General features: G+C 70.1%; 17 protein-coding genes. 12 read left to right on the forward strand and 5 right to left on the reverse strand.

The features are described from left to right. Positions 1-8: 8 nt before the first annotated feature. On the reverse strand, positions 9-878 hold the full coding sequence (locus DEIGR_RS08080; RefSeq protein ID WP_058976504.1) for a prephenate dehydratase: 870 nt from the start codon (positions 876-878) through the stop codon (positions 9-11). A 69-nt stretch (positions 879-947) separates the two neighbouring features. On the opposite strand from DEIGR_RS08080, the gene DEIGR_RS08085 reads away from it, so the two are divergent. After that, a complete protein-coding gene (locus DEIGR_RS08085; protein ID WP_083523972.1) occupies positions 948-2,360 on the forward strand; it encodes an amidase family protein in 1,413 nt (470 codons plus the stop codon). Between the two features lie 52 nt (positions 2,361-2,412). Here the strand turns inward: DEIGR_RS08085 and DEIGR_RS08090 are convergent, their stop codons facing one another. After that, entirely contained in the window at positions 2,413-3,033 is a 621-nt protein-coding gene (locus DEIGR_RS08090; RefSeq protein ID WP_058976505.1) for a septum site-determining protein MinC, read from the reverse strand. A gap of 101 nt (positions 3,034-3,134) precedes the next feature. Between DEIGR_RS08090 and DEIGR_RS08095 the strand changes: the two genes are divergently transcribed. Both DEIGR_RS08095 and tnpC read left to right on the forward strand, forming a co-directional pair. Next, positions 3,135-3,539, forward strand: coding sequence for a S1 RNA-binding domain-containing protein (locus DEIGR_RS08095; RefSeq protein ID WP_046842406.1), 405 nt, complete (start codon positions 3,135-3,137; stop codon positions 3,537-3,539). Between the two features lie 295 nt (positions 3,540-3,834). After that, positions 3,835-5,229: an IS66 family transposase gene (tnpC, locus tag DEIGR_RS19620; protein ID WP_083523932.1), complete on the forward strand. Its 1,395-nt coding sequence runs from the start codon at positions 3,835-3,837 to the stop codon at positions 5,227-5,229. Between the two features lie 37 nt (positions 5,230-5,266). Here tnpC and DEIGR_RS08105 read toward each other — a convergent pair whose 3' ends face one another. Further along, positions 5,267-6,085, reverse strand: a complete 819-nt coding sequence (locus DEIGR_RS08105) for a PIG-L deacetylase family protein (protein WP_058976506.1) — start codon at positions 6,083-6,085, stop codon at positions 5,267-5,269. Positions 6,086-6,174: 89 nt separating this feature from the next. Between DEIGR_RS08105 and DEIGR_RS08110 the strand changes: the two genes are divergently transcribed. Continuing rightward, on the forward strand, positions 6,175-6,396 hold the full coding sequence (locus tag DEIGR_RS08110) for a hypothetical protein (protein ID WP_058976507.1): 222 nt from the start codon (positions 6,175-6,177) through the stop codon (positions 6,394-6,396). On the opposite strand, the gene DEIGR_RS08115 is transcribed toward DEIGR_RS08110, so the two are convergent. Continuing rightward, positions 6,351-6,572, reverse strand: a complete 222-nt coding sequence (locus tag DEIGR_RS08115; RefSeq protein WP_058976508.1) for a hypothetical protein — start codon at positions 6,570-6,572, stop codon at positions 6,351-6,353. The two genes, DEIGR_RS08110 and DEIGR_RS08115, sit on opposite strands and share 46 nt — an antisense overlap. Before the next feature lie 220 nt (positions 6,573-6,792). Between DEIGR_RS08115 and DEIGR_RS08120 the strand changes: the two genes are divergently transcribed. The 7 genes from DEIGR_RS08120 (at position 6,793) to DEIGR_RS20825 (ending at position 11,481) form a co-directional block, all read left to right on the forward strand. Beyond that, the gene (locus DEIGR_RS08120) at positions 6,793-7,401 is read left to right on the forward strand and encodes a ParA family protein (protein ID WP_058976509.1); all 609 of its coding nucleotides are present in this window, start codon (positions 6,793-6,795) and stop codon (positions 7,399-7,401) included. Beyond that, the gene (locus DEIGR_RS08125) at positions 7,398-7,646 is read left to right on the forward strand and encodes a hypothetical protein (protein ID WP_236704699.1); all 249 of its coding nucleotides are present in this window, start codon (positions 7,398-7,400) and stop codon (positions 7,644-7,646) included. Before DEIGR_RS08120 ends, DEIGR_RS08125 begins: the two co-directional genes overlap by 4 nt. Next, entirely contained in the window at positions 7,643-8,149 is a 507-nt protein-coding gene (locus DEIGR_RS08130; RefSeq protein ID WP_153013680.1) for a hypothetical protein, read from the forward strand. Before DEIGR_RS08125 ends, DEIGR_RS08130 begins: the two co-directional genes overlap by 4 nt. Further along, entirely contained in the window at positions 8,146-9,030 is an 885-nt protein-coding gene (gene gluQRS, locus DEIGR_RS08135) for a tRNA glutamyl-Q(34) synthetase GluQRS (RefSeq protein ID WP_269083792.1), read from the forward strand. Before DEIGR_RS08130 ends, gluQRS begins: the two co-directional genes overlap by 4 nt. A 71-nt stretch (positions 9,031-9,101) precedes the next feature. Then, complete coding sequence (gene trpB, locus DEIGR_RS08140; RefSeq protein ID WP_058976511.1) at positions 9,102-10,370, forward strand: tryptophan synthase subunit beta; 1,269 nt, start codon at positions 9,102-9,104, stop codon at positions 10,368-10,370. Next, on the forward strand, positions 10,367-11,179 hold the full coding sequence (gene trpA, locus DEIGR_RS08145; RefSeq protein WP_058976512.1) for a tryptophan synthase subunit alpha: 813 nt from the start codon (positions 10,367-10,369) through the stop codon (positions 11,177-11,179). The genes trpB and trpA overlap by 4 nt, the downstream gene beginning before the upstream one ends. Positions 11,180-11,334: 155 nt before the next feature. After that, positions 11,335-11,481 (forward strand): hypothetical protein, encoded by a 147-nt coding sequence (locus tag DEIGR_RS20825; RefSeq protein ID WP_160329922.1) that lies wholly within the window; start codon positions 11,335-11,337, stop codon positions 11,479-11,481. Positions 11,482-11,534: 53 nt separating this feature from the next. Here DEIGR_RS20825 and DEIGR_RS08150 read toward each other — a convergent pair whose 3' ends face one another. Next, the gene (locus tag DEIGR_RS08150) at positions 11,535-12,242 is read right to left on the reverse strand and encodes a phosphatase PAP2 family protein (protein WP_058976513.1); all 708 of its coding nucleotides are present in this window, start codon (positions 12,240-12,242) and stop codon (positions 11,535-11,537) included. A gap of 203 nt (positions 12,243-12,445) precedes the next feature. On the opposite strand from DEIGR_RS08150, the gene DEIGR_RS20830 reads away from it, so the two are divergent. Further along, positions 12,446-12,610, forward strand: a complete 165-nt coding sequence (locus DEIGR_RS20830) for a hypothetical protein (protein WP_160329923.1) — start codon at positions 12,446-12,448, stop codon at positions 12,608-12,610. The last annotated feature ends 48 nt before the right edge of the window (positions 12,611-12,658 follow it).

Below are 12,658 nucleotides of genomic sequence, written 5' to 3' on the forward strand. Positions count from 1 at the left end.
CTCGGCGGTCAGTTCACGGTGCCCTGGGCACTCGGGTACGAGCCGATGATCTTCGCGTAACTGGCCTTGCGCAGCACCCCGGCGAGCGCCTGGGCGACCTTCGGATCGCGGGCGTCGCCCTCGATGTCCACGTACATCAGGTAACTCCAGGCGCGGTCGCGGCGGGGGCGGCTCTCGATGCGCGAGAGGTTCAGGCCGCGCAGTTCGTTCAGCGTCTCGACGAGGAAGCCCGGTGTGTGACGCACGGCGAACACGAGGCTGGTCTTGTGCGGCGCGTCCGACGGGGCGGGCTCGTGCCGCGCGAGGATCATGAAGCGCGTGTAGTTGAACGGTTCGTCCTCGATGTTCCGCTGGAGGATGTTCAGGCCGTACAGCTGCGCGGCGCGTTCGCTGGCGATGGCGGCGAGGTCGCGTTCGCCGCTCTGCGCGAGGTTCTTCGCGCTGCCCGCCGTGTCGTGCGCGGCGACCGGCTGCCAGCCGTGCTGGCGGATCAGGTCCGTGCACTGGTCCAGCGCGGGCTGCTGGCTCGCCACACGGCGGATGTCGCCGATCTCCACGCCGGGCAGTGCCATCAGGCAGTGCGACACCCTCACCACCACCTCGCCGACCACATGCAGGTCCGTCTCGCTCAGGAGGTCGATGCTCTGGTGGATCGCGCCCATCAGGCTGTTCTCGACCGGCAGCACGCCGTACTCGGCCTCGCCGGTCTCGACGGCGCGGGCGACCTCGTGGAAGGTCGGGTACCCGCGCGTCTCGGCCATACCAGCCACGGCGTTCAGCGCGGCGATCTCCCCGTACGAACCGGGATTCCCCTGAAACGCCACCACCCCGGCGGTGAGAACGGGCACGGCAGCGGTCGCGGGGGCTGGGTCACTCATGCCCTGAACGCTACCGTACCGCGTCCCAGCCCACGGCCGCCGGACTTAGACGTGCGTACAGTGGAGGGCGTGACCCTGCAACCTGACCCGATCCTCGACCTGGACGCCGCCGCCCTGGCCGCCGCCACCCGCCGCGGCGACCTGACGTGCAGCGAGGTGACCCGCACGTACCTGGGCCGCCTGAACGCCCTGAACGATCGCCTGCACGCCGTGATCACCGTGAACCCGGCCGCGCAGGCCGACGCGGACCGCCTGGACGCCGTCAGCGCCGACCGGCGCGGCCCACTGCACGGCGTGCCCATGCTCATCAAGGACAACATCGACGTGGCGGGCCTGCCCACTACCGCCGGAAGTGCCCTGCTCTCGGGTCACGTTCCCGAAACGGACGCCCCGCTGGTCACGCGGCTGCGCAGCGCCGGGGCCGTGATCCTCGGCAAGGCGAACATGACCGAATGGGCGAACTTCATGACGCTCGCCATGCCCAACGGGTACTCCAGCGCCGGCGGGCAGACCGTGAACCCCTGGGGCGACGGCCTGGACACCGGCGGCAGCAGCAGCGGCAGCGGCGTCGCGGTCGCCGCGCGCCTGTGCGCCGCCGCGATCGGCACGGAAACCAGCGGCAGCATCGTCAGCCCGGCGCACCAGAACGGCGTGATCGGCGTGAAACCCACCCTGGGTCTCGTGCCGCGCACCGGGATCGTGCCCATCAGCCACAGTCAGGACACCGCCGGGCCGATCACCCGCAGCGTCCGCGACGCCGCGCTGATCCTGTCCGTGATCGCCGGGCCGGACGACCGGGACGACATCACCCGCCGCCTCCCCGTCCCGGACCTGACCGTCTGGCCGGATGTGCTGCGCGGCGCGCACCTGGGCGTCATCCGCGACGAGACCGGCGTCACGCCCGCCGAGGCCGCCGCTCTCGACCACCTGACGGCCACGCTGCTCGACGCGGGCGCGACCCTGCACGACGTCGCCTTCCCCAGCCGCGCCGACCTGAACGCCCACGGCTGGAGCCTCGAGGTGCTGGAGCACGAGTTCAAGGGTGACCTGAACGCCTACCTGCGCACGGTCACGACCGGCCCGCGCAGCCTCCAGGCGGTCATCGACGCGAACGACGCCGACCCGGAACGCCTGCTGCGCTACGGGCAGACCCTGCTGCACGCCGCGCAGGGCACCCGCGGCGACGCGACCGAACCCGCCTACCTCCAGGCCCGCGAGCGCGACCTGCGCCTGACCCGCACGCGCGGCTTCGACCCGCTGTTCGCGCAGGGCCTCGACCTGATCGTGTTCCCCGGCATCCACGGCTACGGCCTGGCCGCGAAGGCCGGGTACCCCAGCCTCGCCCTGCCCGTCACGCCTGCCGGCGCGGCCACCCCGAACGGCGCGCTGCTCGTCGCGCCCGCCGGGAGCGAGGGCCGCCTGCTGTCCCTGGCCGCCGAACTGAACCGCCTGCTGGGCGGCGTGCGCTTCCCAGAACTGTAAGTGAGTGGGGAGGGGCGGCCAGGGTCAATCTGGCCGCCCCTCCCTGCTGCCGTCACTTCTGCACGTCGATGTGAATCACGCCGTCCTGCAGCCGTGCGATCTCCGCCAGAGGCTGATCCTCACGGTGGCGCATGTTGCTCAGGCTGCTGCCCTCGGGCGCGCGCGCCACGGCGTCCCCGATGCGGATCTGCGTGCTGGCGATGGGCCGCGCCCACACGATCGCGTCCGCTTGCCCGCCCAGTCCCGCGTGCGCCACGCCCCGCAGCGCGCCCACCACGATCACGTCCCCGCCCGCCAGGATCTCCGCGCCGGGGTTCACGTCACCCAGCACGATCACGCTCCCCGGGAACTCCCGGTGGTACCCGGCGCGCAGCGTGTGCGTGAGGATCTCCGTGCGGGCGGGCAGCGGCGCCGGGCGGGGCGCGCTGTCCGCCGGGGCGGGCGTGGGGACGTTCACGCGCGGCGCCCGCACCCGCCCCGGCGTGCCCCCCGCGGCGCGGATGGCATGCAGCGCCGCCTCGACCGCCTCCGGGTCGGCGTCGCCCTGCAACTCGAGGGTCACGGCGCTCGCCAGCAGCTCCGTGCGGACACTCAGGGCGTCCTGCACGCTGCTGCCGGTATCGCCGGGTTCGATCAGGAGGTTCAGGCCGCCCAGGGTGCCGCGCAACTTCATGAGCTGCACTCTAGCGTGACACTCATGGACGCACGCAGGTGTCGCCCACCCTGGGCGGGGATGGTGTAAGATGCCACTCATGCTTTGCAAGGAGACTTCCTTTGGTGCAGCTTGATTCCGGCGCGGTCGTGGAGGGCCGCGTGACGCGCGTGACCGACTTCGGCGCGTTCATCCAGTTCGAGAACGGCGAGACGGGCCTCGTGCACATCTCGCAGATCGCGCACTCCTTCGTGCGGAACATTCATGACCACGTCCGCGAGGGCGAGAACGTGGAAGTGAAGGTTCTGGGCCGGGACGAACGCGGTCGCCTCGACCTCTCCATCAAGGAACTCCTCGAAGAACCCGAGGAAGTCCCCCGCCCGCGCGCGATCGGCCGTCAGAGCCCGCAGTTCGAGGCAAAACTCCGCTCGTTCATGCGCGACGCCAAGGAACGCACCCACGGTGGTGGGGGCGGCGGTGGCGGCGGCGCCGCGAAGAAACCCGCTGGCGGCAAGCGCAAGCGCTGACCTGCACCCAGACCAGACGGCACCCGGATTCCAAGTCCGGGTGCCTTTCTGCCACCCACAGCCGGGGTGCAGAGAACGCACCCGGCCTGATTAGACCGGGCGTCTCAACCGGGCATCATACGGTTTCCGTCTGTTTCGTTGACAGCCCGGAACATCGCCGGGTTGTCAACTCCACGCCCGGAATCCGCTTCTCTCCTCCTCGCATCCGCTCGGATTGAACGGTTATCCCACACCGTTCAATCCGAGTAACTGCTCAGCAGGGTGATTTTCCGGAGTCGATTGGGTAAGGTGGACCATCAGCGAGGTCCCCTGCCCAAACTGCAAACGACTCGAGGCACGCGTCCGTGAACTCGAAGCCCAGCTCGCTGAGGTGCTGGCTGAACTTCGCACCATCAAAGCTCAACTGGCCCGAAACAGCACCACATCCAGTCAGCCTCCCAGTCAGGACAAGCCCTGGCAGCCCAAGAGTGAGCGCCAGAAGACCGGCCGGTCTTCTGGCGCTCAACCCGATCACCCCGGCAAGACCCTCAAGATGTCCGCGCATCCCGACGTCATCGTCGATCTCCCGGTGACGGGACACTGCACCTGCGGGCAGGCCTGGGATGACGTTCCAGTCGACACCCAGGTCGCTCGACAGGTTCATGACCTCCCCGACCTCCACCTTCAGGTCACCGAATACCGCGCCGACGTCAAGATCTGCCCTGGATGTCGTTCCCGGCAGCGAGCACCCTTCCCCACGCACGTCACGGCTCAGGTGCAATACGGTCCACGGGTCCACGCCTTGACGGTGTATCTGAACGTGGCGCACTTCGTGCCCCTCGAACGCACCAGTGAAATCCTGCACGCGGTCTGCGGAGCACGCCCGAGTGATGGCACCATCGCGCTGAACCTGAATCTGGCAGCGGAGCGACTGCAGGACTTTGAAGGGCGACTCAGGACAGCCCTGACACATCAACCGGTGCTGCATGCAGATGAGACCGGCAGCCCGGTGAACGGGAAGCTGCACTGGATGCATGTCGTGAGCTGCGCGCAGCTCACGTTCTACGGCCAGCATGCCCGGCGCGGCCTCGCGGCACTGGAGCACATGAAGGTCCTGCCGAAGTACACCGGCATCCTGGTCCACGACGCCTGGAGCTCGTACTTCAAACTTCCGGCACAGCATGCCCTGTGCGGAGCTCATCTGTTGCGGGAGCTGCGGGGATTGGCCGAACACCATGGGCAGGTGTGGGCTGGCGCACTTCGGGAATCGCTGAGGACGGTGTATCACGACCTGAACGCCGGGACGCTGAGCCCAGAGGCCCGCACGGCGTTTGAACGGCGATTTGATGAACTGCTTGAGGAGGGCTTGCTGGCCAACCCAGCCGCGCCGCCCGTTCCAGGGCGACGCGGTCCGACGAAGCAGTCACATGGGCGGAATCTGGCGTTGCGGTGCCAGCAGCACCGCGCAGCGGTGCTGCTGTTCCTACATGACTGCCGAGTGCCGTTTGATAACAATCAGGCGGAGCGGGACGTGCGGGCATGGTGCGTGAAACGCAAGGTATCTGGAGGATTCCGGTCCGAGGAGGGTGGGTGCAATTTCGCTCGGATCAGGAGTTACATGTCCACGTTGCAGAAGCAAGGTCTCAGCGTCTGGGAGGGCTTGGTCAGCGTGTTCACGGGTGACGTGCTCATGCCTAACTTCAACCCCTGAGCTTGCCCTGCTGAGCAGTTACCAATCCGAGTCCGTTTCAGTTCAGCCCGTCGAAGCCCAGCCCGTCGAACAGGCCGCCCAGCGGGTAGTTCGTCAGGGCGGTGCGGGTGCCGCCGATGCTGAAGCCCTCGGTGCCCAGCATGCGGCGTTCCATCGCGTCGCGTTCCTCGGGCGTCATGCGGCCCAGCAGGCTCTGCTCGCCGGTCTGCGTGCCGTGCGCCATCAGCGCCGCCTTCTTGTTCGTGGCGTACGCGCTGACGTCCAGCTGCACGGCCAGTGTGTTCGCCGCCACGCCGTACACCAGCGGATCGAGGTTCTGCCCCATGCGCGCCAGTCCCTGCGCGGCCTCGGTGGTCAGCGCGGTGTAGTACAGCCGCCGCGGCCCGCCGTACGGCAGGTGACCGGTACTGAAGAACGCCGCGACGGTCGCGCGGTGCATCTGCAGGTGGTCGACGTGTCCGTACCCGCCGTGCGGGTCGAAGGTGACGATCACCTGCGGCTGCACGTCCTCGATCAGCGCGCGCAGCTTCACCTCGACGTCCAGCGGGTTCACGTTCATCAACGCCTTCGGGTCGTCGTGGCGGGTGCGTTCATAGCGGCCCGAGTCATGGTAATCCAGGAACACGGGCGCTTCGATTTCCAGCGCCTCGCATGCATCGCGCAGTTCCTGCTCACGCTGCGCGCCCAGGTCGTCCACGGTCATGCCGGGCACCGTGATCTTCCCGGCCTCGCCCCGCGTGGCGCACGCCAGCACGACGCGCACGCCCCGGCGGGCGTAGTGGGTGAGGGTGCCGCCCACGCTGAACGCTTCATCGTCAGGGTGGGCAAAGACGGCCAGGAGGGTCGGGGTGCTCATGGTGGACCACTCTACGCCCCGCGCGCCCGCGCACCGTGGCGGCCGTCGCGAAGCGGCAACCTCTGACCTCCGGGACGCGTATCCGGTTGATGACCTTCTGGCGCGCGGCCCTGCACCTCCTGATCGGCCAGCCCCTGCCCGGTGCGGAACCGGCGGCGCAGGAGCGGGTGGCGCGCCGCCGGGCGCGACTGGCCCGGGTGCGCCCGGCCACGCTGTGGTCGCTGCTCGTCACGGCGCTGCGTGAGATCACGCTGGCGCTGCTGGGTCAGCCCTCGCCCGCGGCTGCACGCAGGCGCAGGCCGCGCCGGTAGAAGTCCCAGCAGGTGTCCGGCCAGGTGGTCAGGATCAGGCGGCGGTTGGTGGCGTCGGCGGCGTGCAGCGCGTCGCCCAGCGCGCGGTAGAAGCGGCTGCCCTGCTCCTGCATGGCGCGCGCCGTCCAGTAGATTTCACTGGCGTGGAGTTCCTGCGTCTGCTCGGACGTGATCATCGGCCCCCATGGTACGGGGTGCCTGACGCGGCTTCCGTCTGTTTCGCCCTCCACCCGGAACATCACCGGGTTGCCAACTCCACGCCCGGAACCCGCTTTGCTCTTACTCTGCTGCGCAGCTCTGCGAGTCGCATCCGCTCGGATTGAACGGTTTTCAAACCATTCAATCGGAGTCCGCCTGACGCGGGGCCGCCGCCGCGTCTGCTACGCTTCCGGGCATATGGCACGCGTGGCGGCGATCACTTCGGAGAAGGGCGGCGTGGGCAAGAGCACCCTGGCGGTGCACCTGGCGGGCGCGGCGCACGCGCAGGGCCACAACGTCCTGCTGGTGGACGAGGACGGCCGGGTGGGCAGCAGCCTCCGCTGGGCGGGCCGGGCTGGGGCGCTGCCGTTCCCGGTCGTCGCGGCGGACGACGTGAAACCGAAGAAGCTCGCGGCGTTCGACCTCGTGCTGATCGACACCGAGGGCCGCCCGCGCCGCAAGGACCTGCGGCAGCTGGCCGAGCGGGCCGACCTGATCCTGGTGCCCAGCGGCGTGAGCCCGCTGGAGGTGGACGCCACGCGCGAACTGCTGGACTTCCTGACCGAGGAGGGGGCGGCGCGGCAGTCCCGCGTGATCCTGACGCGGGTGCCTCCGGTCGGGCACGCCGCCGAGGTGCTGCGCGAGGACCTTCGCGAGGGGGGCGTGACGGTGTGCAACACGCTGGTCCGGTCGTACCTCGCTTACCAGCGCGCGGCGGAGCTGGGCGTCCTGGCCCGTGATGTGCGCGACCCGCGCGCCCTGGCCGCCTGGGCGGATATCGAGACCCTGTCGCGCGAGTTGTGGTGACCGTGGGCCGCTTCGATTACCTGGACAGGAACGGCAAGGGCGGGAAGAAGGGGAAGGCACGCAAGAGTGCCCCCGCCCCGGACGAGTCCCGCGTGGGCGGCACGGAGCGGCTGGAGGCGGTGTACCTCCGCAAGGAAACGGTGCGGGCGGTGTGGCGTCAGGTGCGGAACGATGGCGGCGAGAGCGTCAGCGAGCTGGTCGAGGACCTGCTGCTGGCGTGGCTGCGGGAGCGGCAGCGTCCTTGACGCTCACCCTGCCGACGTGGTGGCCGCGCGTGCTGGGCCTGCTGCTGACCCTGTGGGTGACGCTGCCGGGCGTGGTGCGCCCCACCGAGCCGGGGTTTCTGGGGAACGTGAACCTGATCTTCCACGAGGCCGGGCACGTCCTGCTCATGTGGGCGGGCGAGGTGGTGATGCTGCTCGGCGGCAGCCTGTTCCAGCTGCTCGTGCCTGCCGCGTGCGTCGGGGTGTTCCTGGCGCGCGGCGAGCGCTTCGCGGCGGGGCTGGTGACGCTGTGGCTGGCGCATTCCCTGGCCGGGGTGTCGGCGTATGTCGCGGACGCGCCGCTGCGGAATCTGCCGCTGATCACGGGTGACCCGGACACGCACGACTGGTGGCAGCTGCTGACCATCTGGAACGCGCTGGGGTGGGCGCCGGGCCTGGGGCGCTTCCTGCATGCCCTGGCCCTGGGTGCGGTGGTGGTGGGCATCTTCGTGGCCCTGTGGGACGACCTGCGGGAGAAGGAGTGACGTCGGGCGTGGTGGGCCGCTTCGCCCCCAGTCCCACCGGGGCGATGCACCTGGGCAATGCCCGCACGGCGCTGCTGGCGTGGCTGCACTCCCGCGCGCACGGCGGGCGGCACCTGCTGCGCTTCGAGGATCTGGATACCGGGCGGGTGCGCGACTGGGCGTATGACGTGACCCGCGCCGATCTGGAGTGGCTGGGCCTCGACTGGGACGAGGAGGTCATCCAGTCGCGGCGGCTGGACCTGTACCTCGCGGCCGCCGAGCGGCTGGACACCTACGCCTGCACCTGTACCCGCAGGGAGGTGCAGGCGGCGATTCAGGACAGCGCGGGCGCCCCGCACGGCGCGGAACCGGTGTACCCCGGCACCTGCCGCACAGGGAGCCTGCACCCGGAGCGTCCGGCCGCGCTGCGCTGGCGCGTGCCCGACGAGGTGGTGTGCGCGCGGGACGAGTGGCGCGGCGAGACGCTCTGCCAGCACCTCCCGACCCAGGTGGGCGACCTCGTGCTGCGACGCAACGACGGGGTGTTCGCGTATCACCTCGCGGTCGTGGTGGACGACGCGGCGTCGGGCGTCACGGACGTCCTGCGCGGTGAGGACCTCTGGACCGCCACGCCCCGGCAGGTGGCGCTTCAGAGGGCGCTGGGGCTGCCCACGCCCCGTTACTGGCACGTACCCCTGATGCTGGATTTCCGGGGGGAACGGCTGGCGAAACGCGGCGGCGCCCCGCCCGTGCAGGCGCTCCGGGAGGCCGGGGACCCGCCGGGCCGGGTGCTGTCGGAGCTGGCCCGCAGCCTGGGCTGGTCGGTGCCGGACGAGGTGAGTGCCCCGGAGTTGCTGCCGCTGTGGCGAGCTGAGCTCGGGCGGGCTGAACTTGGTGCCTGACCCCACAAACTTAGATGACTTGTCTAAGTTTGCCTAACGCCCGTTCGACACGCTGGTCCTACCCTGTCAGCATGTCCCTCCAACTCCCCACCTACCCCCAGCCGGACGAACGGGGCCGCTTCGGCCGCTTCGGCGGACGGTACGTGCCCGAAACGCTCATCCCCGCCCTGGACGAACTCCAGGCCGCCTACATCGAGGCCCGGAACGACCCTGCCTTCCTGAACGAACTCGAGCGTCTCCTGAAGGACTTCGTGGGTCGCCCCAGCGGGCTGTACCTCGCCCAGCGCCTCACCGAGCACGCGGGCGGCGCGAAGATCTACCTCAAGCGTGAGGACCAGAACTACACCGGCGCGCACAAGATCAACAACTGCCTCGCGCAGGCGCTGCTCGCCAAACGCATGGGCAAGGGGCGCGTCATCGCCGAGACCGGCGCCGGGCAGCACGGCGTGGCCAGCGCCACCGCCGCCGCCCTGCTGGGCCTCGAATGCATCGTGTACATGGGCGCCGAGGACATCCGCCGTCAGGCGCTGAACGTGTTCCGCATGAAACTCCTGGGCGCTGAGGTCCGCGAGGTCACCTCCGGCACGAGCACCCTCAAGGACGCCACGAACGAGGCCATCCGCGACTGGGTCACGAACGTCCGCGACACCTTCTACATCCTCGGCAGCGTCGTCGGGCCGCACCCGTACCCCGCGATGGTCCGCGACTTCCAGTCCATCATCGGCGAGGAGGTCAAGGTGCAGCACCAGGCGCTCGAGGGCCGCCCCGTGCCCGACGCGATCGTCGCGTGCGTGGGTGGCGGCAGCAACGCCATCGGCATCTTCGCGCCCTTCGCGTACCTCCCCGAGGACCAGCGGCCCCTCCTGATCGGCACCGAGGCCGCCGGTGAGGGCGTCGAGTCCGGCAGGCACGCCGCGAGCGTCGCCGGGGGCCGCATCGGCGTGCTGCACGGCGCGATGATGTACCTCCTGAACGACGACGAGGGCCAGATCGTCCCCCCGCACTCCATCAGCGCGGGCCTCGACTACCCCGGCATCGGCCCCGAACACTGCCTGTACTCCGAGACCGGCGTGGCGCAGTACGTGCCCGTCACCGACGCGCAGGCGCTGGACGCCCTGCAACTCCTGACCCGCCTGGAGGGCATCATCCCCGCGCTGGAAACTGCGCACGCCATCCACGCCGCCGTGAACCTCGCCCGCACCATGCGCCCCGACCAGACGGTCGTCGTGAATCTCTCCGGCCGCGGCGACAAGGACGTGGCCGAGGTGATGCGCCTCCTCGACCTGGGCCGCGAGCAGGACGCCGCGCCCACGCCCCGCACCCCGGAGGTGCACGCATGACCGCCACCCTGACCCCCACCACCCCGGGCGCCGCCCGCATCCACGCCGCCTTCGCCCGCGCCAAGCAGGAGGGCCGCGCCGCGTTCATTCCGTTCATGACCGCCGGGTACCCCACCGCGCAGGCGTTCCCCGCCGTCGCGGACGCCCTGCTCGGGCAGGCGGACATCCTCGAAGTCGGCATTCCCTACAGTGACCCCCTGGGGGACGGGCCGACCATCCAGCGCGCCAGCGAGCAGGCCCTCGCGGGCGGCACGAGCACCCGCCACACCCTCGCGCTCGTCAGGGAACTCCGCTCGCGGCACGACACGCCCATCGTGATCATGACGTACGTGAACCCCATCTACGCCGTCGGCCCCCGCGAGTTCATGCGGCTGGCGCAGGAGGCCGGGGTGGACGGCCTGATCCTTCCCGACCTGCCGCCCGACCAGGACCTGGAGATCGCGGATCTGGCCGCCGAACACGGCATGGCCGTCACGTTCCTGATCGCGCCCACCAGCACCCCAGCGCGCGTGAAACTCGTCGCGGAGGCCTGCACCGGCTTCCTGTACGCCGTCAGCGTGACCGGCGTGACCGGCACCCGCGAGGGCAGCGCCCTGAACGAGGTGCCCGCCATGCTGGCCCTCGCCCGCCAGCACGCGAAGGTCCCCGTCGCGGTGGGCTTCGGCGTGAAGGACGCCGAGACCGCCGCGCAGGTCGCGCAGGTCGCCGACGGCGTCGTGGTGGGCAGTGCGTTCATCAACGCCGTGAAGGCCGGACAGGACGTTGGTGCCCTCGCCGCGAGCATCCGAGCGGGCTGCAAGCAGAACTGACGGAACACGACGCCGGGCCCGGGTCGCATTCCGCCCTGGGTCCGGCGTTGACGTTCTCAAGCAGATCCGACCTGCGGAGTCAAGCCTGGGTTCCGCATGCCGCGTCAGCGAGCATCCTCTCACCCGGTCAAGGCCGGGCCACAGGAGGAACCCGCATGCTCAGACGACTGCTGTCCGCCACCCTCGCCGCCCTGATCCTCACCAGTACTGCCTCGGCCGTCTGGGTGGGGAACGATCCCTTCCCGCCCCGTGGGCCGTGGACCTGCGGGGACAGCGCGACCAACCCCTGCCCGCTGATGTAACCCGACAGTGAGCGGCGGCCCCCAGGCGTATCGGGGGCCGCCGCTCGTTCCATTCAGGTCGTCTGGGGCAGAGTGTCGTGTTCACCGCCGGGGCTCTTCCTCAGTTGCGGCCAGCGGCGGGCCATCAGGATGTACAGACCCGCGACCCAGGTGACGCTCGCCGTGAACCCTGCAAGGACGTCGGATGGGTAGTGCACACCCAGATAATTGCGGCTGATCCCGATCGCCAGCGCCCACAGGACGCCGAACACCGCGACCGGCCACCCGGCCCGTGACCGCCAGAACGCCAGCGTGAGCGCGAACCCGAACGCGGCGTTCGCCATGGCGTGCCCGCTGGGAAAGCTGAAGCCGGGTTCCGTCAGGACGGCCATCAGTTCGTCCGGGCGGGGGCGCTGGAAGACCACCTTGGCCACGACATTCAGCAGCGTGGCGCCCGCCACGGCCGTGAGCAGGAACCAGCCGTGTGCCTTGCCCTGTGCCCGTCCGAGCAGCCACGCGATGGCCAGCGTCACGAACGGCAGGATGGTCACGCCGCCTAGCACGGCCAGCAGCTCCGCGAAGCGCGTCAGTTCCGGCGTGCGGCGCTGCGCGTACCAGTTCAGCACCGCCTGATCCCACGCGAAGCCGCCCTCGCGGAACACCTCGTGGGTCAGGTGCGTGAACAGCACGAAGGGCACCATGACGCCCAGCAGCAGCAGCAGCAGGGACCGCCAGTGCGACCGCACGAACGGGACGAATTCACGCCGGGACCGGGGAAACATCCTGTCATTACAGCCCGGCGGGACCTGCGGGCGCACCGGGGGGCGCTTGCGCCTTACTTAACGCTCCTGCGCCCTTTGGCGTAGTCGTCCATGCGCCACCCGGTGCATGTGCGCGCACCCGCCCGTGTCGCACCATGGGAGGCAGAAGGACCGCGCCCACACGGGTCGCCACGGGGGCGGCGGCGCGACCTCAGGAGCCGAGAATGCAACACGAATTCGGTCAGCTTCACGCGCAGGACCTCCTGCTCGAAGCGCAGCACGCCCGCCTCGTCCGGCAGGCCCAGGCCGCCCAGCGCGCCGTCCGCAAACCCAGTCCCGTTCAGCCCGGCGCCCTGCGCGCCCTCCTGCACCGCCTGCGGCTCGCGTGACCCGCCGCCCGATCCCCAGAGCGCCGCTCCCTTCCCGGTGAAGAGGAG

This window comes from Deinococcus grandis (assembly GCF_001485435.1).
Classification (GTDB): domain Bacteria; phylum Deinococcota; class Deinococci; order Deinococcales; family Deinococcaceae; genus Deinococcus; species Deinococcus grandis.